Source organism: Pseudomonas sp. 5Vm1k, from assembly GCF_056161485.1.
Window position 1 is genome coordinate 106661 of sequence record NZ_JBSPCZ010000005.1, and the last position, 19179, is coordinate 125839.

Consider the following 19179-nt stretch of genomic DNA (forward strand, 5'->3'; position numbering starts at 1 on the left):
GATCATCATGAGTCTTGTATTGCAGCGAATCGAACAAACCCGCGAAGCGCTGGTCGGTGCACTGGCCGAGCGCAACTGGGAGGCTATCGGTCAATTGGACCTGGATTGCCGTTCCTGCATGGAAGATGTCTTGAGTGAAGCTTCATTGGACGAGGTGGCATTGCGCGCCAATCTTGAGGAGCTGCTGGGGGTCTACAAGGAGCTTCTTGAGGTGGCGATAGGGGAAAGGCAGGCGATAGTCGATGAGATGTCTCAGATCCACCAAGCACAGAATGCCGCAAAGGTTTACCATCTGTTTGGTTAATCCGCGGTTAATCCAAACATAGTGCGCCATAAATTTGACTGTGCACGGTTTTTTGACTTAACTAGTGGCTGGTTCCAGATTTCAGGCGTCTACAGGCATAACGTGTCTGCAAGCGTCTAGCTTGCCCCCTCATTTCGGGCATTGAGTTGACTAGGGAAGTTGCTATTGCATGTGGCGTGAAACCAAAATTCTGCTGATTGATGACGATAGCGTCCGTCGCCGCGATTTGGCGGTGATTTTAAATTTTCTCGGTGAAGAAAATTTACCCTGCGGCAGCCATGACTGGCAGCAGGCGGTCGGCTCGTTGTCATCAAGTCGTGAAGTCATTTGCGTACTTATCGGGACGGTCAGTGCTCCTGGTGCGCTTTTGGGCCTGTTAAAGACACTCTCAACCTGGGATGAGTTCCTTCCGGTTTTGCTAATGGGCGATAATTCTTCCGTTGACCTGCCGGACGACCAGCGTCGCCGGGTGCTTTCGACCCTCGAAATGCCGCCTAGTTACAGCAAGCTGCTCGACTCCCTGCACCGTGCCCAGGTCTATCGCGAGATGTACGACCAGGCCCGCGAGCGCGGTCGTCACCGTGAACCCAATCTGTTCCGCAGCCTCGTCGGCACCAGTCGGGCGATTCAGCACGTGCGTCAGATGATGCAGCAAGTGGCCGACACCGATGCCAGCGTGCTGATCCTCGGCGAGTCCGGCACCGGCAAGGAAGTGGTCGCGCGTAACCTGCACTATCACTCCAAGCGGCGTGACGCGCCGTTCGTTCCAGTCAACTGCGGGGCGATCCCGGCCGAGTTGCTGGAGAGCGAACTGTTCGGCCACGAGAAGGGCGCCTTCACCGGTGCGATCACCAGCCGCGCCGGGCGTTTCGAACTGGCCAATGGCGGTACGCTGTTCCTCGACGAAATCGGCGATATGCCGTTGCCGATGCAGGTCAAGCTGCTGCGTGTCCTGCAAGAGCGCACCTTCGAACGCGTGGGCAGCAACAAGACCCAGAGCGTCGATGTACGCATCATCGCGGCGACCCACAAGAATCTCGAAAGCATGATCGAGATCGGCACCTTCCGCGAAGACCTCTACTATCGCCTGAACGTGTTCCCGATCGAGATGGCGCCGTTGCGCGAGCGTGTCGAAGACATCCCGCTGCTGATGAACGAGTTGATCTCGCGCATGGAGCACGAGAAGCGTGGTTCGATCCGTTTCAATTCGGCAGCGATCATGTCCCTGTGCCGTCACGGCTGGCCGGGCAACGTTCGTGAGCTGGCCAACCTGGTGGAGCGCATGGCGATCATGCACCCGTACGGGGTGATCGGCGTGGTCGAGTTGCCGAAGAAATTCCGCTACGTCGATGACGAAGACGAACAACTGGTCGACAGCCTGCGCAGCGATCTGGAAGAGCGGGTGGCCATCAACGGGCATACCCCGGACTTCAGCGCCAATGCACTGCTGCCGCCTGAAGGCCTGGACCTGAAGGACTATCTCGGTGGTCTGGAGCAAGGGTTGATTCAGCAGGCGCTGGATGATGCCAATGGCATCGTGGCGCGCGCCGCCGAACGCCTGCGTATTCGCCGCACCACCCTGGTGGAGAAGATGCGCAAGTACGGTATGAGTCGTCGTGATGGTGATGAACAGGCGGATGATTGACGCCTGTTTTTCAAGCCATTAATTTTTAAGCGGTTTTTTTTCGGCACGGGTATTGCTACATCCCTCGCAACGTTCCGTTTCACTGACGGTCAGCCAAGCGAGAGAGCACGATGCCCCAAGCCGCCCAGATGTCTTCTGCCCTTGACGCTCCGGGGCAACCGTCGTCCGTAGAGCAGGCAAGCCGACTCGGCCTCGAGCAGGCGTTTGCCCTGTTCAACCAGATGTCGAGCCAATTGACTGACTCTTACAGCATGCTCGAAGCCCGGGTCACCGAGCTCAAGGGCGAGCTGGCGGTGGTCAGTGCTCAGCGCATGCAGGAGCTGGCGGAAAAAGAACGCCTGGCCAACCGGCTGCAAAACCTCCTTGATCTGTTACCCGGCGGCGTCATTGTTATCGACGCCCACGGCATGGTGCGTGAGGCTAACCCGGCGGCCTGCGAGCTGCTCGGCTTGCCGCTCGAAGGCGAGCTGTGGCGCCAGGTGATTGCCCGCTGCTTCGCGCCCCGTGAAGACGACGGTCATGAAATCTCCCTCAAGGACGGTCGGCGCCTGTCGATCGCCACCCGTTCGCTGGATGCCGAGCCTGGTCAGTTGGTGTTGCTCAATGACCTGACTGAAACCCGTCAACTGCAAGGTCAACTGGCGCGCCATGAACGCTTGTCGTCCCTGGGGCGCATGGTGGCCTCGCTGGCGCATCAGATTCGCACACCACTTTCCGCTGCTCTGCTGTACGCCAGTCATTTGACTGAGCAAGAGTTGCCGGTCGCCACCCAGCAACGATTTGCCGGCCGCTTGAAAGAACGCCTGCATGAGCTGGAACACCAAGTGCGCGACATGCTGGTATTCGCCCGTGGCGAACTGCCGTTGACCAATCGCGTCACCCCCAAAGAACTGATGCAGTCGCTGCAGGCGGCGGCGCTGACCCATGTTCAGGAACTGCCAATCCGCTGGCAATGCGACAGTCATGCCGGGGAGCTGCTGTGCAACCGCGACACCCTGGTCGGGGCGATTCTGAATTTGATCGAGAATGCAATTCAGGCCAGTAACGGTGCAGTACGCCTGAAGGTTCACCTTTATACCCGTGGCAACAACCTGCGCCTGTGTGTAAGCGATAGCGGTAGCGGGATCGATGACACGGTGCTGGCGCGCCTGGGCGAGCCATTTTTTACCACCAAGACCACTGGAACCGGGCTGGGCCTGACCGTGGTCAAGGCGGTGGCACGCGCCCATCAGGGAGAATTGCTGTTGCGCTCACGGCTCGGTCGCGGCACCTGTGCGCTAGTGTCCCTGCCGTTGTTTTCCAGCGCATTGGATGCGGAGTGAAGGACATGGCAATCAAGGTTTTATTGGTCGAGGATGATCGCTCGCTGCGGGAGGCACTGGCGGATACGCTGCTGCTCGCGGGGCATGACTTCAAGGCCGTCGGCTCGGCAGAGGAGGCATTGGCGGCAGTCGGCGTCGAGGCGTTCAATCTGGTCGTGAGTGACGTCAACATGCCGGGCATGGACGGGCACCAATTGCTCGGGTTGCTGCGGGCTCGTCAGCCGCAATTGCCGGTGCTGCTGATGACGGCGCACGGCGCCGTGGAGCGGGCAGTCGATGCCATGCGCCAGGGCGCGGCGGATTATCTGGTCAAGCCGTTCGAGCCAAAGGCCTTGCTCGACCTGGTGGCGCGTCATGCCTTAGGCAGTCTTGGCGCCACCGACGGCGAGGGGCCGATTGCCTTCGAACCGGCCAGTGCGCAATTGCTGGAGCTGGCGGCGCGAGTTGCGCGCAGTGATTCGACCGTGTTGATTTCCGGCGAGTCCGGCACCGGCAAGGAAGTGTTGGCGCGCTACATTCATCAGCACTCCCATCGCGCCAGCCAGCCGTTCATCGCGATCAACTGCGCGGCGATCCCCGACAACATGCTTGAGGCCACGCTGTTCGGTCACGAGAAAGGCTCGTTCACGGGGGCCATCGCGGCCCAGGCCGGCAAGTTTGAACAGGCCGATGGCGGGACCATCTTGCTCGACGAGATTTCCGAAATGCCCATGGGCCTGCAGGCCAAGTTGCTGCGCGTGTTGCAGGAGCGGGAAGTCGAGCGCGTTGGCGCGCGCAAACCGATCACCCTAGATATCCGGGTCGTGGCCACCACCAACCGTGACTTGGCGGGCGAAGTGGCGGCGGGGCGTTTTCGTGAAGACCTTTACTATCGGCTGTCAGTTTTTCCACTCGCCTGGCGTCCGCTGCGCGAGCGAACCGCCGACATCCTGCCGCTGGCTGAGCGCCTGCTGACCAAACACGTCAATAAAATGAAGCATGCGGCGGCCAGACTCTCGCCCGAGGCGCAGGCGTGTCTGATCGGTTATCCGTGGCCGGGCAATGTTCGCGAGCTGGATAACGCGATCCAGCGCGCGCTGATTCTGCAGCAGGGCGGTTTGATTCAGCCGCAGGATTTCTGCCTGTCGGGGCCGGTCGCTTGTGCGCCGTTGCCGATATTGGCCACCGCGCCTGTGCGGGTCGTGGAGGTCGAGGCTGAATCGGCCAGCGCCCTGGGCGACGACCTGCGCCGTCATGAATTCCAAATGATCATCGACACCTTGCGCGCCGAGCGCGGCCGTCGCAAAGAGGCTGCCGAGCGCCTGGGTATCAGCCCTCGCACCTTGCGCTACAAGCTGGCGCAAATGCGCGATGCCGGAATGGATGTGGAAGCGTATTTGTTTGCTACCTGATCCAACTGTGGGAGCGGGCTTGCTCGCGAAGGCGGTGTGTCAGGTACACAAATGTCGACTGACACTCCCTCTTCGCGGGCAAGCCCGCCCCCACAATGGTTTTGCAGTGATTCACGGCCCGGACGGCTTTTGTGAAGCAATGCCACGGAGCTGGCACCCTTGTTGCTAACACCTCAGTACCCGCCGAGTGAGTGTCAAAAAATTGCGGGTCGCCAGAGAGAGTAGACCATGAGCCAAGGTATTGAATTTAATCGATTGATGTTGGACATGCGTTCCATGCAAATGGATGCCATGTCTGCGCCAAAATCGACTGCCGCTGTTCCCGAACTGGGTGGCAGCAGCTTTGCCGACATGCTCGGTCAGGCCGTCAATAAAGTGAACGACACCCAGCAGGCGTCGAATCAGCTGTCCAGTGCCTTTGAAATTGGCAAGAGCGGCGTTGATCTGACGGATGTGATGATTTCCTCGCAGAAGGCCAGCGTGTCTTTCCAGGCGTTGACCCAAGTGCGTAACAAGCTGGTTCAGGCTTACCAAGACATCATGCAGATGCCGGTTTAAGGACGAGATTGAGTCATGGCAGAAGCAGTCGCCGATAATGTTCCGGCCAAGGCCACTCCAATAGACGGCAAACCGCCGCTGTTCGGGTTGTCCTTCCTGGAAAACCTCTCCGAGATGACCATGTTGCGTCAGGTGGGCCTGTTGGTCGGCCTGGCTGCAAGCGTGGCGATTGGCTTTGCCGTAGTGTTGTGGTCGCAGCAGCCGGACTACCGGCCTCTGTACGGCAGTCTTGCCGGTATGGACGCCAAGCAGGTCATGGAAACCCTGGCCGCCGCTGACATTCCTTACACCGTTGAACCCAACTCCGGTGCCTTGCTGGTCAAGGCCGATGATGTGTCCCGTGCGCGGCTCAAGCTCGCAGCGGCTGGTGTCACTCCCAGCGACGGCAACATCGGTTTTGAAATCCTCGACAAGGACCAGGGCCTGGGGACCAGCCAGTTCATGGAGGCGACCCGTTATCGTCGCGGCCTCGAAGGCGAACTGGCTCGCACCATTTCCAGCCTGAACAACGTCAAGGGTGCCCGTGTGCACCTGGCGATTCCGAAAAGCTCGGTGTTCGTGCGTGATGAGCGCAAGCCAAGTGCGTCGATCCTGGTTGAACTGTATTCCGGCCGCTCCCTGGAGCCAGGCCAGGTATTGGCGATCATCAACCTGGTCGCCACCAGCGTTCCCGAACTCAGCAAGTCGCAGATCACCGTCGTCGACCAGAAGGGCAACCTGCTGTCCGATCAGGCGGAGAACTCCGAACTGACCATGGCCGGCAAGCAATTCGATTACAGCCGCCGCATGGAAAGCATGCTGACCCAGCGCGTGCACAACATCCTGCAACCGGTGCTGGGCAACGACCGCTATAAAGCCGAAGTCTCGGCCGACGTGGATTTCAGTGCCATCGAGTCGACCTCCGAGCAGTTCAACCCGGACCAACCGGCGCTGCGCAGCGAGCAATCGACTTCTGAACAACGTACCGCCAGCAATGGCCCGCAAGGCGTGCCGGGTGCCCTGAGCAACCAGCCGCCGTCGCCAGCCTCGGCGCCGCAAACCACCGGTGGCGCTACTGCGTCGGCCGGCATGGTGCAGCCAGGTCAGCCGTTGCTGGATGCCAATGGTCAGCAAATCATGGACCCGGCCACCGGCCAGCCTATGCTTGCACCTTACCCGGCAGACAAGCGTCAACAATCCACCAAGAACTTCGAGCTTGATCGCTCCATCAGCCACACCAAACAGCAACAGGGCCGTTTGAATCGCCTGTCGGTGTCTGTGGTGGTAGATGACCAGGTCAAGATCAACGCGGCCAACGGCGAAACGACTCGTGCGCCATGGAGCGCCGACGAATTGGCGCGCTTCACTCGCCTGGTCCAGGACGCCGTCGGTTTCGACGCCAGCCGTGGCGACAGCGTCAGCGTGATCAACATGCCGTTCTCCGCCGAGCGCGGCGAAGTGATTGCCGATATTCCGTTCTACTCGCAGCCTTGGTTCTGGGACATCGTCAAACAAGTGCTGGGTGTGTTGTTCATCCTGGTGCTGGTGTTCGGCGTGCTGCGTCCGGTGCTCAACAACATCACCGGTGGCGGCAAAGGCAAACAGCTTGCTGGCCTGGGCAGCGACGTCGAGTTGGGTGGCATGGGCGGCCTGGACGGCGAACTGGCCAACGACCGCGTCAGCCTCGGCGGTCCGCAAAGCATCCTGCTGCCGAGCCCGAGCGAAGGCTATGACGCACAGTTGAATGCAATCAAAAGTTTGGTGGCAGAAGATCCGGGTCGTGTGGCCCAGGTCGTGAAAGAGTGGATTAACGCAGATGAGTGATAACCGAGCCGCTGTCGCCAAACTGTCCCGGGTCGATAAAGCCGCGATTCTGCTGCTGTCCCTGGGTTCGACTGACGCCGCCCAAGTGCTGCGCCACATGGGGCCTAAAGAGGTCCAGCGTGTGGGTGTGGCCATGGCGCAAATGGGTAACGTGCACCGTGAGCAGGTCGAGCAGGTGATGAGCGAGTTCGTCGACATCGTCGGCGACCAGACCAGCCTGGGCGTCGGCTCCGACGACTACGTGCGCAAAATGCTCACTCAGGCCCTGGGCGAAGACAAGGCCAACGGCCTGATCGACCGCATCCTGTTGGGCGGCAACACCAGCGGCCTCGACAGCCTGAAGTGGATGGAACCGCGCGCCGTCGCCGACGTGATCCGTTACGAGCACCCGCAGATCCAGGCGATCGTCGTGGCGTACCTCGACCCGGATCAGGCCGGCGAAGTGCTGGGCAACTTCGACCACAAGGTGCGTCTGGACATCATCCTGCGCGTCTCGTCGTTGAACACCGTGCAGCCAGCGGCCCTGAAAGAACTCAACCAGATTCTCGAGAAGCAGTTCTCCGGCAACTCGAATGCCTCGCGCACCACCCTGGGTGGCATCAAGCGTGCGGCCGACATCATGAACTTCCTCGACAGCTCGATCGAAGGTCAACTGATGGACTCGATCCGCGAAGTCGACGAAGACCTGTCCGGTCAGATCGAAGACCTCATGTTCGTGTTCAACAACTTGTCCGATGTCGACGACCGCGGCATCCAGGCGTTGCTGCGCGAAGTGTCTTCCGACGTGCTGGTGCTGGCCCTCAAGGGTTCGGACGAAGGCGTCAAGGAAAAGATCTTCAAGAACATGTCCAAACGAGCGGCCGAACTGTTGCGCGACGACCTCGAGGCCAAAGGCCCGGTGCGTGTCAGCGACGTGGAAACCGCGCAGAAAGAAATCCTCACCATTGCCCGCCGTATGGCCGAAGCCGGAGAAATCGTTCTCGGCGGGAAGGGCGGCGAAGAGATGATCTAAGGTCACTATGTCGTCCAAACATGATGAGTCCAACACCGACCTGATCCGTGGCACCGGGGTCAGTGGTTTCGACGTGTGGTCGTTGCCCAGCTTCGACCCGCATGTGCCCGAGCCCGAGCCGGAACCCGAGCCCGAACCGCCGGAAATGGAAGAAGTGCCGCTGGAAGAAGTCCAGCCACTGACCCTCGAAGAACTCGAAAGCATCCGTCAGGAGGCCTATAACGAAGGCTTCGCCACGGGCGAGAAAGAAGGTTTCCACAGCACCACGCTTAAGGTCCGCCAGGAAGCCGACGTGGCCCTGGCCGCCAAGATCGCCAGCCTGGAACAACTGATGGGGCACCTGTTCGAGCCCATCGCCGAGCAAGATTCGCAGATCGAAAAGTCGCTGGTCGACCTCGTGCAGCACATCACCAAACAGGTGATTCAGCGCGAACTGGCCATCGACTCCACGCAGATCGAAAGCGTCATGCGCGAAGCTCTCAAGCTGTTGCCGCTGGGCGTGGGCAATGTGCGGCTGTACATCAATCCCCAGGATTTCGAACAGGTCAAAGCCCTGCGCGAGCGCCATGAAGAAACCTGGCGCATCGTCGAGGACGAGGCGCTGTTGCCCGGCGGTTGCCGGGTTGAAACCGAACACAGTCGCATCGACGCCACCGTCGAAACCCGCGTTGCCCGGGTCATGGATAAGCTGTTCGATCAGTTGCATGAACAAGCCCTGCACCCGGCCGAGCCGGACATGAGCCTTGAACTGCCCACCGAAGCCAAGCCTGCGGCCGCGCCAGAATCGGAGTTGCCGCCAGAGTTGGACACCCCCGATGCGCCTTGACCGCACCAGTTTCGCCAAGCGCCTGGGCGGCTATGCCGAGGCCACGGAACTGGCGGGCGCACCGATCCTTGAAGGTCGCCTGCTGCGCATGGTCGGCCTGACCCTTGAAGCCGAAGGCTTGCGCGCCGCCATGGGCAGTCGCTGCATGGTCATCAATGACGACAGTTACCATCCGGTGCAGGTCGAAGCCGAGGTTATGGGCTTCTCTGGCAGTAAAGTCTTCCTGATGCCGGTCGGCAGCGTCGCCGGCATTGCGCCGGGTGCGCGTGTGGTGCCGATGGCCGATACCGGGCGCTTGCCGATGGGCATGAGCATGCTCGGTCGGGTGCTCGATGGCGCTGGCCGCGCGCTCGACGGCAAGGGCGGGATGAAAGCTGAAGACTGGGTGCCGATGGACGGCCCGACGATCAACCCGCTCAAGCGCCATCCCATCAGCGAACCGCTGGACGTGGGAATTCGCTGCATTAATGGTTTGTTGACGGTCGGTCGCGGCCAGCGTCTCGGCCTGTTCGCCGGTACTGGTGTCGGTAAGTCGGTGCTGCTGGGCATGATGACCCGCTTTACCGAGGCCGACATTATCGTGGTCGGACTTATCGGTGAGCGGGGTCGCGAAGTTAAAGAGTTCATCGAGCACATCCTCGGTGAAGAAGGGCTCAAGCGTTCAGTCGTCGTCGCCTCGCCGGCGGACGATGCGCCGCTGATGCGCCTGCGCGCCGCGATGTATTGCACGCGCATCGCTGAGTATTTTCGCGACAAGGGCAAGAACGTCCTGTTGCTCATGGATTCGCTGACCCGTTTCGCCCAGGCCCAGCGGGAAATCGCCTTGGCCATCGGCGAGCCGCCAGCGACCAAGGGTTATCCGCCCTCGGTGTTCGCCAAGTTGCCGAAACTGGTGGAGCGGGCCGGTAACGCCGAGAAGGGCGGCGGTTCGATCACCGCGTTCTACACCGTTCTGTCCGAAGGCGATGACCAGCAGGACCCGATCGCCGATGCTGCGCGAGGGGTGCTCGACGGGCACATCGTATTGTCCCGGCGCCTGGCCGAGGAGGGGCATTACCCGGCCATCGACATCGAAGCCTCCATCAGCCGGGTCATGCCGTCGGTGGTCACGCCGGAACACATGATGCGTGCCCAGTATTTCAAGCAGTTGTGGTCGCGTTACCAGCAGAGTCGCGACTTGATCAGCGTCGGTGCCTACGTGGCCGGCGGCGATCGGGAAACCGACCTGGCAATCTCGCTGCAGCCACAATTGGTCCGCTACCTGCGCCAGGGCCTGAACGACAGCATCAGCCTGGGCGAGAGCGAAGCCTACCTCGGTACGATCTTCGCCCCTGCGGCCGGCGGTTAACCGGCCATGGCCCAGAGTCGCGCAGGGCGTCTGGCACCGGTGGTGGAAATGGCCGAAAAGGCCGAGAAAGCCGCGGTCCAGCGTCTGGGGCACTTTCAGGGTCAGGTTCGTCTGGCTGAAAGCAAACTCGCCGACCTTGAAGCCTTTCGCCTTGATTACCAGGAACAATGGATCGTGCGCGGCAGCAGTGGTGTTTCCGGCCAGTGGCTGCTGGGTTATCAAGGCTTCCTGGCGCAACTGGGCACGGCCATCGATCAGCAGCGACAGAGCCTGGTCTGGCACCAAAACAACCTGAACAAGGCGCGCGAGTCCTGGCAGGAGGCATTTGCCCGGGTTGAAGGTTTGCGTAAGTTGGTCCAGCGATACATGGACGAAGCACGCAAGCTTGAAGATCGGCGTGAACAGAAGTTGCTGGATGAATTGTCCCAGCGGTTGCCGCGTCAGGATCCTTATTAAGTCAGATCAGCCACGCAGATCCCTTGTGGTAGCGAGCTTGCTCGCGAAGAGGCCCTCACATTCACCGAGAATGTGTCGATTCACAGACACTTCCCGCCTTGCCCCCGCCCCCGGCAGGTGCTAAACCTTGTACACGCATGTTCGCCAATGACAAGGAAGCCGTTAAATGTCAGTCGTTACAGAAGTCTCCCAAGATGGGCAAAAGCTGACGATTTCGATCAGAGGACGATTCGATTTTGCCAAGCATCAGGAATTTCGCGAGTCCTACGAAAATCTTCAGCCAAAACCCGAGTCCTTCGAAGTCAACCTGAAGGACGCCACTTACCTCGACAGTTCGGCGCTCGGCATGTTGTTGCTGCTGCGTGATCACGCCGGTGGCGAGAATGCCGAGATCACGTTGACCAACGCCAACGCCGATGTTCGCAAGATACTGGCGATCTCCAACTTTGAACAAATCTTCGACGTGGCGTAATCGCCATGCAATCGTTGTTTGAACCGCTGACGATCCTGATCGCCGAAGACAGTGCGGCCGATCGTATGCTGCTGTCGAGTATCGTCCGGCGTCAGGGTCATGAAGTACTGACGGCCGGCAACGGTGCCGAGGCGGTCGAAGCATTCCGTCAGCAGCGCCCGCAACTGGTGTTGATGGACGCGATGATGCCGGTGATGGATGGTTTCGAGGCGGCGCAGCAGATCAAGGCGCTGGCTGGCGAAACCTTGGTGCCAATCATCTTCCTGACGTCGCTGACCGAAAGCGAAGCCCTGGCCCGTTGTCTGGAGGCTGGCGGTGACGACTTTCTGGCAAAACCCTACAACCAGGTAATCCTCGGCGCCAAGATCAAGGCGATGGACCGTTTGCGGCGCTTGCAGGCCACCGTGCTCGAGCAGCGTGACCAGATCGCCAGGCACCACGACTATTTGCTCAACGAACAGCGTGTGGCCAAGGCTGTGTTCGACAAGGTGGCTCACTCCGGCTGCCTGAATGCGCCGAACATCCGTTACCTGCAATCTCCCTATGCACTGTTCAATGGTGATCTGTTGCTGGCTGCGTTTACCCCGGCCGGCGACATGCATGTGCTACTGGGCGATTTCACCGGCCATGGCTTGCCGGCCGCCGTTGGCGCGATGCCCCTGGCAGAAGTGTTCTACGGCATGACCGCCAAGGGCTACGGTTTGTCCGAAACCCTGCGAGAGATGAATGCCAAGCTCAAGCGCATCTTGCCGGTGGACATGTTCTGCTGCGCGACCCTGCTGTGCCTGAGCTTCCAGCGTCGTTCGGTGGAAGTCTGGAATGGCGGGATGCCGGACGGGTACCTGCACAGCAACGCCACTGGCGAGCGCACACCGCTGACAGCACGGCATTTGCCCCTGGGGGTATTGAGCCCGCAAACGTTTGACGATCGCACGGAAGTGTTTCCGATGGCGGTCGGCGATCGGGTGTTCGTGTTGTCCGACGGGGTGATCGACACCTGTGATGCCAGCGAGCAATTGTTTGGCGTGGAGCGTCTGGAGCAGGTGTTTACCGCCAACCGCCAGCCGGATGCGCTGTTCGAAGAGATCGAGCAAGCCCTGCGCGACTTCCGTGGCGAGGCCCGGGACGATGTGAGCATGGTCGAAGTCAGGCTGCTGGACGCGGCGCAATTGAGCCCGCCGGCGCTGGTGTATTCCGATAGCGGTCAATCCTGCCCGCTGGACTGGTCGGTGAGTTTCGAGTTTCGCGCCGCCACCCTCAAGCGCTTCAACCCGCTGCCATATCTGTTGCAATTGCTGCTTGAAGTCCATGGGCTGCGAGCGCAAAGCGGCGCGTTGTATAGTGTTCTGGCCGAGCTGTATTCCAATGCCCTGGAGCATGGTGTGCTGGGGCTGGACTCCAGCCTCAAACGCGATGCTTCAGGTTTTGCGCGCTATTACCAGGAACGCAACACTCGTCTCGATCAACTGCAGGACGGCTATGTGCGCTTGCATTTGCAGGTGACGCCAAAGGGCGAGGGCGGTTGCCTGACGATTCGGGTTGATGACAGCGGCAAGGGTTTTGATGTGGCGCGATTGATGGCCCAGCCCGTGGACGGCGTCCGTCTGTCCGGGCGCGGTGTCAGTTTGATCCGCCAGTTGAGCCGCAAGGCGAGCTGGTCAGACGATGGTCGTAGTGCGCACGTGGAGTTTTATTGGGAGGCTCTGGCATAATCCCGCGAATTCTTGATCAAGGAGTGAACAAGTGGCTGACACACATCTGGATCGCGACGTACTGAGTGCGTTGCAGGAAGTGATGGAGGACGAGTATCCGGTCTTGCTGGATACCTTCATCGCCGACTCCGAAGAGCGTTTGCGCGTTCTGCGAAAGGCAGAAGATGCCGCGCAACTCATGAATGCCGCCCATAGTTTCAAGGGCAGCAGCAGCAACATGGGGGCTATTCGCCTGGCCGAGCTTTGCAATGAGCTGGAGCAACGCGCCAAGCAAAAAAGCCTCGCCGGTATCGAAAAACTGGTCGGGGAAATTGACGGTGAATTCGCCATCGTCCGTCCGCTGTACGAAGCGGAGCGTCAGCGTTCCCTGGCGGAGTAACTCGACCGTCCGGCGCTACATGTGCCTATTGAGCAAACCTGGCTCGACCTTTGCAGATACTTAGATCAACTGTACAAACGATCCCAGTGCAGCGGAGACCGCGTCATGCCCGTTACCCCCAACTCGCTTCTTCAGGCCACTGCAAAGGCCAAGCCTCCAGCCGTCCCTGCCAATACCCCGGTGGTGGCCGCTGAGCCTGGGGATAAGGCCTCCAGCTTCGCCAATGTCTTCGCCAATCAGGCTCAGAAAAAGCCTGCTGTATTGGCTGACGCGCCGCTCAAACCGGCTCGGGACAAGACCCCGGACAGCCCCGCCAAAAAGGACGTGAGTCAGGATAAGCCTGCCGCTGCGGACCAGGCCGTTGCCGATAGCGGCAAATCCTTGCCCGCCGACAAACCGGCGTCGTCTTCAGCGGATGACAAGAGCGCCAGCGATAGCGATGCCGATACTGCCGATACGCCGGTCGCCGTCGATACTCCGCCGGTTGACCCGACGCTGGACCCAGCCCTGATGCAAGCCGTTCAACCGGTGGCGCCCGCGCCGGCACCAGAGGCGCCGCCCGCGGTGGCTATCGCGCAACCGCAAGTCGAGGCGCCGATTGCCGCCGCTGTGGCCGCCGCACCGGTCCAGGTCGCCGCGACCACTGACACGGATTTCGATCCAGAGGCCGATCCCCTTGATGCGCTGCCAGCCTTGCGCATGGCCATGGAGCAAAGCGGTCACGTTTCCGCCACAAGCCAGGCTCAACCCAAAGCGACCCCCGCCCAGGCCTCCGCTGATGGCGATCTGACCTCGGCGCAGAACTTTGCCGCAGGCATGGCGACCATGCTCGACGTGCAAGCCGACAAGAACAGCACCAGTCAGGGCGGTGACAAAGCATTCAGTGGTTTGATCAATGAAGGGCTCAAGGACCTGACGTCCTCCAGCAGCGATACCCGTGTTGATGATTTCGCCAGTCGTCTGGCGGCATTGACCCAGGCTGCCACGCCGAAAACCGCTAATGCGCTGCCGGTCAATCAGCCGATTGCCATGCATCAAAGTGGTTGGACCGAGGAAGTGGTGAACCGGGTTATGTACCTGTCGAGCGCCAATCTCAAGGCGGCCGACATTCAATTGCAGCCGGCTGAACTGGGGCGCCTGGATATTCGGGTGAACATGGTGCCGGATCAGCAGACCCAAGTGACGTTCATGAGCGCTCACCCCAGCGTTCGCGAAGCACTGGACGGGCAAATGCATCGTTTGCGGGACATGTTCGCGCAGCAGGGCATGGGCCAGGTCGATGTCAACGTATCCGACCAGTCCCGTGGCTGGCAGGGTCAAGGCCAGGGGCAGGGCGGTCGTACCAGCGCCAGCGGTGGTCGGGTGGACGCCATGGACGATGAGATTGTGCCGAGCGTTGCCGAAGTAGCCGCCAGCACCACCAGCGTCATCGGCTCCAGCGCCGTCGACTATTACGCCTGACCCCTGTAGGAGCGAGGCTTGCCCGCGAAGAACGGTGATGCGTTTTAACCGATAAACCGCTGCGGCTTCTTCGCGGGCAAGCCTCGCTCCTACATTAATTCCCCACTACTTCAACTCCTGTGATCGTTCCCTCGACTCCTTCCCCGACACTTCTGGCATAACACTTGCTCTTGCCTTGCCGTGCGACTGTGAAAACCTGAATAGTGACGGATTATTGGCATGGCGAAGAGCGAAGCAGCAGCAGCGGTAAAAGACCCTGCAACCAAAGGCAAACTCAAGCTGATCATTGCGATCGTGGTGGCGGTGCTGCTGGCGATCGGTTTGTCCGTGGGGGCCACCTGGTACTTCATGCACAGTGCCCAGAGCAAACCTGCCGTCGCGGCTGAAACGGCCCCGACCGGCAAGCAACCGGCGATTTTCGAGCCCATGGCTCCGGCCTTCGTCGCCAACTACAACCAGAACGGTCGTCAGCGCTACATGCAGGTGAGCATCACCATGCTGGGCCGCAACCAGGCCGATCTGGAGGCGCTCAAGGTGCACATGCCGGTCATCCGCAATAACCTCGTCATGCTGTTCTCGGGCCAGGATTTCGCTACCCTCGCGACGCCGGTTGGCCAAGAGATGTTGCGTCAGAAGGCCACCGCCAGCGTGCAGGAAGTGGCGCAGAAAGAGCTCGGCAAAGTGGTGATCGAACAGTTGCTTTTCACTAATTTCGTACTGCAGTAGGAACACGACATGGCCGTGCAGGACCTGCTGTCCCAGGATGAGATCGATGCGCTGTTGCATGGCGTCGACGATGGTCTGGTACAGACCGATACCGCTTCCGAACCCGGCAGCGTCAAAAGTTACGACCTGACCAGCCAGGATCGGATCGTCCGCGGACGCATGCCGACCCTGGAAATGATCAACGAGCGTTTCGCCCGCTACACCCGCATCAGCATGTTCAACATGCTGCGCCGCTCGGCGGACGTTGCCGTCGGCGGTGTGCAGGTGATGAAGTTCGGCGAATACGTGCACTCGCTGTACGTGCCGACCAGTCTCAACCTGGTCAAGATCAAGCCGTTGCGCGGCACCGCGTTGTTCATCCTCGACGCCAAACTGGTGTTCAAACTGGTGGACAACTTCTTCGGCGGCGATGGCCGTCACGCGAAGATCGAAGGGCGTGAATTCACCCCGACCGAGTTGCGTGTGGTGCGCATGGTGCTGGAGCAGGCCTTCGTCGATTTGAAAGAAGCCTGGCAGGCGATCATGGAAGTGAACTTCGAGTACATCAACTCGGAAGTGAACCCGGCCATGGCCAACATCGTCGGCCCGAGCGAAGCGATTGTGGTGTCTACGTTCCACATCGAACTCGATGGCGGTGGCGGCGACCTGCACGTGACCATGCCGTACTCGATGATCGAGCCGGTGCGCGAAATGCTCGACGCCGGTTTCCAGTCGGACCTCGACGACCAGGACGAGCGCTGGATCAACGCCCTGCGCCAGGACGTTTTGGACGTGGACGTGCCGATTGGCGCTACCGTTGCCCGTCGTCAGTTGCGCCTGCGCGACATCCTGCACATGCAGCCGGGAGACATTATCCCGGTCGAGATGCCGGAAGAAATGATCATGCGCGCCAACGGCGTGCCTGCGTTCAAGGTCAAGATGGGTTCGCACAAAGGCAACCTCGCGTTGCAAGTGATCGAACCGATCGAGCGCCGTTGACCGGCGCTCCAACCCCTATTTGCCAAATGACTGCTTCTGATTGAAGAGTTGCACGCCGAGGACACATGATGAACGACGATATGAACGCCCAGGACGACCAGGCACTGGCTGATGAATGGGCTGCTGCACTGGAAGAAACCGGTGATGCCGGCCAGGACGATATCGATGCTTTGCTGGCCGCTGATACCGGTGGCTCGGCGTCCAACCGTCTGCAGATGGAAGAATTCGGCAGTGTGCCGAAAAACAACGACCCGGTGACCCTCGACGGTCCGAACCTGGACGTGATCCTCGACATTCCGGTGTCGATTTCCATGGAAGTCGGCAGCACCGACATCAACATCCGTAACCTGCTGCAACTCAACCAGGGTTCGGTGATCGAGCTCGATCGTCTGGCCGGTGAGCCGCTGGACGTGCTGGTCAACGGCACGCTCATCGCCCACGGCGAAGTGGTTGTGGTCAACGAGAAGTTCGGCATTCGCCTGACCGACGTGATCAGCCCAAGCGAACGCATCAAGAAGCTGCGCTAAGTGAAAAAGGTTCTGGGGTTGTTGCTGGCGCTGCCATTCAGCGTGCTGGCGGCCGAGCCGGTCGCGACGGCTGCGGCGACGGCTGCGCCGGTGGTCAACAACGGCGTGGCCGGGCAATTGACGCAATTGGTGTTCGGCCTGTTGCTGGTGCTGGGGTTGATCTTCTTCCTCGCCTGGTTATTGCGCCGGGTGCAGCAGGCCGGGCCCGCCGGCAAAGGGCAGGTGATCGAGATCATCGGTTCCCGCGCTTTGGGGCCTCGCGACCGGTTGATGCTGGTGCAGGTCGGCAACGAGCAGATTCTGCTCGGCCTCAGTCCTGGCACCATCACCGCGTTGCATGTGCTCAAGGAGCCGGTGCACGTGCCGAGTGCGACTGAAAAAACGACCCCGGAGTTTGCCCAGCGCCTGATGGAGTTGTTGGGCAAGGATCAGAAGGATAAGAAGTAATGGGTGCGCTACGCATCGTCTTGACGCTGGCCCTGATGCTGGCGGCGCCGCTGGCGTTCGCCGCCGATCCGTTGTCGATCCCGGCAATCACCCTGGGCACCAATGCGCAGGGTGCACAGGAATACTCGGTCAGCCTGCAAATCCTGCTGATCATGACGGCGCTGAGCTTTATCCCGGCGTTCGTCATGCTGATGACCAGTTTCACCCGGATCATCATTGTCTTTTCGATCCTGCGTCAGGCCCTGGGCCTGCAGCAAACCCCGTCGAACCAGATCCTGACTGGCATGGCGCTGTTTCTGACCATGTTCATCATGGCGCCGGTATTTGATCGGGTGAACAACGATGCCTTGCAACCGTACCTGGCGGAGAAGCTCACCGCCCAGGACGCCGTGCTAAAGGCGCAAGTGCCGATCAAGGACTTCATGCTCGCCCAGACCCGCACCAGCGATCTGGAGCTGTTCATGCGCCTGTCCAAGCGCACTGATATCGCCACCCCGGATCAGGCGCCGTTGACCATCCTCGTGCCGGCGTTCGTGACTTCGGAGCTTAAAACCGCGTTCCAGATCGGCTTCATGATCTTCATTCCGTTCCTGATCATCGACCTGGTCGTGGCCAGTGTGCTGATGGCCATGGGCATGATGATGCTGTCGCCGTTGATCATTTCCCTGCCGTTCAAGATCATGCTGTTCGTGCTGGTGGATGGCTGGGCGTTGATCATAGGTACATTGGCCAGCAGTTTCGGAGGTGTTTCGCCATGACGCCAGAAGTCGCCGTAGACATCTTCCGGGATGCGCTGTGGTTGACCACGATGATGGTCGCGGTGCTGGTGATTCCGAGCCTGCTGGTGGGCCTGTTGGTCGCAATGTTCCAGGCGGCGACCCAGATCAACGAACAGACCTTGAGCTTCCTGCCGCGCCTGTTGGTGATGCTGGTGACGCTGATCGTCGCCGGCCCGTGGCTGGTACAGACCTTCATGGAATACATCCAGCGGTTGTACGGCAGCATTCCTATGGTCATCGGCTAAGCCATGTCACTGCTGCAACTGACTGATACCCAGATCAGCACTTGGGTGGCGACGTTCATGTTGCCGCTGTTTCGCGTCGGTACGATGCTGATGGTCATGCCGATTTTTGGTACAACCCTGGTGCCCCGGCGTGTGCGGGCGTACTTCGCCCTGGCGATAACAGTCGTCATCACGCCGGCCTTGCCGCCGATGCCACCGGTCAATCCGCTGGACCTCAGCGGTCTCCTGCTGATCGGCGAGCAAATCATCATCGGCGCGGTGCTGGGCTTCTCCTTGCAGTTATTCTTCCAGGCGTTCGTTGTTGCCGGGCAGATTGTCGCGATCCAGATGGGCATGGGCTTCGCGTCCATGGTCGACCCCACCAACGGCGTGTCGGTGGCGGTGATCGGGCAGTTCTTCACCATGCTGGTGACGCTGATGTTCCTGGGGATGAACGGCCACCTGGTGGTCTTCGAAGTGCTCACCGAAAGCTTCACCACGCTGCCGGTCGGTAGCGGGTTCATGGTCAATCATTTCTGGGAACTGGCCGGCAAGCTCGGCTGGGTGCTGGGGGCGGCGCTATTGCTGGTATTGCCGGCGATCACGGCGTTGCTGGTGGTCAACATCGCATTTGGCGTGATGACCCGGGCGGCACCGCAACTGAACATCTTTTCCATCGGTTTTCCGCTGACGCTGGTGCTCGGGATGTTCATCCTCTGGGTCAGCCTGGGGGATATTCTCAACCAGTATCAACCCATGGCCGTCGAGGCCTTGCAGTTTTTACGCGAACTGGCACAGGCGCGCTGAGT

General features: G+C 60.3%; 21 protein-coding genes. All 21 read left to right on the plus strand.

The features are described from left to right. Window positions 1-7: 7 nt before the first annotated feature. The 21 genes from ACWIKB_RS11845 (at window position 8) to fliR (ending at window position 19177) form a co-directional block, all read left to right on the plus strand. Window positions 8-304: a flagellar protein FliT gene (locus ACWIKB_RS11845; protein WP_475266955.1), complete on the plus strand. Its 297-nt coding sequence runs from the start codon at window positions 8-10 to the stop codon at window positions 302-304. Between the two features lie 169 nt (window positions 305-473). Continuing rightward, window positions 474-1949: a sigma-54 dependent transcriptional regulator gene (locus tag ACWIKB_RS11850; protein WP_475266956.1), complete on the plus strand. Its 1476-nt coding sequence runs from the start codon at window positions 474-476 to the stop codon at window positions 1947-1949. A 128-nt stretch (window positions 1950-2077) separates the two neighbouring features. After that, window positions 2078-3271, plus strand: a complete 1194-nt coding sequence (locus ACWIKB_RS11855; protein ID WP_475267370.1) for a sensor histidine kinase — start codon at window positions 2078-2080, stop codon at window positions 3269-3271. A 5-nt stretch (window positions 3272-3276) separates the two neighbouring features. Next, complete coding sequence (locus ACWIKB_RS11860; protein WP_475266957.1) at window positions 3277-4662, plus strand: sigma-54-dependent transcriptional regulator; 1386 nt, start codon at window positions 3277-3279, stop codon at window positions 4660-4662. A 228-nt stretch (window positions 4663-4890) separates the two neighbouring features. Beyond that, window positions 4891-5220 carry a flagellar hook-basal body complex protein FliE gene (gene fliE, locus ACWIKB_RS11865; protein ID WP_054049322.1) on the plus strand — a complete coding sequence of 110 codons (330 nt, stop codon included), beginning with the start codon at window positions 4891-4893 and terminating at the stop codon, window positions 5218-5220. Window positions 5221-5235: 15 nt separating this feature from the next. Further along, window positions 5236-7023 carry a flagellar basal-body MS-ring/collar protein FliF gene (fliF, locus tag ACWIKB_RS11870; RefSeq protein WP_475266959.1) on the plus strand — a complete coding sequence of 596 codons (1788 nt, stop codon included), beginning with the start codon at window positions 5236-5238 and terminating at the stop codon, window positions 7021-7023. Continuing rightward, window positions 7016-8035 (plus strand): flagellar motor switch protein FliG, encoded by a 1020-nt coding sequence (gene fliG, locus ACWIKB_RS11875; protein WP_003184041.1) that lies wholly within the window; start codon window positions 7016-7018, stop codon window positions 8033-8035. The genes fliF and fliG overlap by 8 nt, the downstream gene beginning before the upstream one ends. Before the next feature lie 7 nt (window positions 8036-8042). Further along, the gene (fliH, locus tag ACWIKB_RS11880) at window positions 8043-8861 is read left to right on the plus strand and encodes a flagellar assembly protein FliH (RefSeq protein WP_475266960.1); all 819 of its coding nucleotides are present in this window, start codon (window positions 8043-8045) and stop codon (window positions 8859-8861) included. Continuing rightward, window positions 8851-10209 carry a flagellar protein export ATPase FliI gene (fliI, locus tag ACWIKB_RS11885; protein WP_475266962.1) on the plus strand — a complete coding sequence of 453 codons (1359 nt, stop codon included), beginning with the start codon at window positions 8851-8853 and terminating at the stop codon, window positions 10207-10209. The genes fliH and fliI overlap by 11 nt, the downstream gene beginning before the upstream one ends. A 6-nt stretch (window positions 10210-10215) precedes the next feature. Then, entirely contained in the window at window positions 10216-10665 is a 450-nt protein-coding gene (fliJ, locus tag ACWIKB_RS11890; RefSeq protein WP_475266964.1) for a flagellar export protein FliJ, read from the plus strand. Between the two features lie 166 nt (window positions 10666-10831). After that, window positions 10832-11137 carry an STAS domain-containing protein gene (locus ACWIKB_RS11895; protein ID WP_475266966.1) on the plus strand — a complete coding sequence of 102 codons (306 nt, stop codon included), beginning with the start codon at window positions 10832-10834 and terminating at the stop codon, window positions 11135-11137. A gap of 5 nt (window positions 11138-11142) precedes the next feature. Beyond that, the gene (locus ACWIKB_RS11900; protein WP_475266968.1) at window positions 11143-12849 is read left to right on the plus strand and encodes a SpoIIE family protein phosphatase; all 1707 of its coding nucleotides are present in this window, start codon (window positions 11143-11145) and stop codon (window positions 12847-12849) included. Window positions 12850-12880: 31 nt separating this feature from the next. Next, window positions 12881-13228 (plus strand): Hpt domain-containing protein, encoded by a 348-nt coding sequence (locus tag ACWIKB_RS11905; RefSeq protein ID WP_475266970.1) that lies wholly within the window; start codon window positions 12881-12883, stop codon window positions 13226-13228. Window positions 13229-13333: 105 nt separating this feature from the next. Beyond that, window positions 13334-14689: a flagellar hook-length control protein FliK gene (locus ACWIKB_RS11910; protein WP_475266972.1), complete on the plus strand. Its 1356-nt coding sequence runs from the start codon at window positions 13334-13336 to the stop codon at window positions 14687-14689. A 219-nt stretch (window positions 14690-14908) separates the two neighbouring features. Next, window positions 14909-15415, plus strand: coding sequence for a flagellar basal body-associated protein FliL (fliL, locus tag ACWIKB_RS11915; protein WP_475266974.1), 507 nt, complete (start codon window positions 14909-14911; stop codon window positions 15413-15415). 9 nt (window positions 15416-15424) lie between these two features. Continuing rightward, complete coding sequence (fliM, locus tag ACWIKB_RS11920; protein ID WP_475266976.1) at window positions 15425-16393, plus strand: flagellar motor switch protein FliM; 969 nt, start codon at window positions 15425-15427, stop codon at window positions 16391-16393. Window positions 16394-16461: 68 nt separating this feature from the next. Continuing rightward, entirely contained in the window at window positions 16462-16920 is a 459-nt protein-coding gene (gene fliN, locus ACWIKB_RS11925; RefSeq protein WP_475266978.1) for a flagellar motor switch protein FliN, read from the plus strand. Further along, a complete protein-coding gene (gene fliO, locus ACWIKB_RS11930) occupies window positions 16921-17367 on the plus strand; it encodes a flagellar biosynthetic protein FliO (RefSeq protein ID WP_475266979.1) in 447 nt (148 codons plus the stop codon). Next, window positions 17367-18125, plus strand: coding sequence for a flagellar type III secretion system pore protein FliP (gene fliP / locus ACWIKB_RS11935; RefSeq protein ID WP_169371016.1), 759 nt, complete (start codon window positions 17367-17369; stop codon window positions 18123-18125). The genes fliO and fliP overlap by 1 nt, the downstream gene beginning before the upstream one ends. After that, entirely contained in the window at window positions 18122-18391 is a 270-nt protein-coding gene (fliQ, locus tag ACWIKB_RS11940; protein WP_054049350.1) for a flagellar biosynthesis protein FliQ, read from the plus strand. The genes fliP and fliQ overlap by 4 nt, the downstream gene beginning before the upstream one ends. 3 nt (window positions 18392-18394) lie before the next feature. Further along, window positions 18395-19177, plus strand: a complete 783-nt coding sequence (fliR, locus tag ACWIKB_RS11945) for a flagellar biosynthetic protein FliR (protein WP_475266982.1) — start codon at window positions 18395-18397, stop codon at window positions 19175-19177. The last annotated feature ends 2 nt before the right edge of the window (window positions 19178-19179 follow it).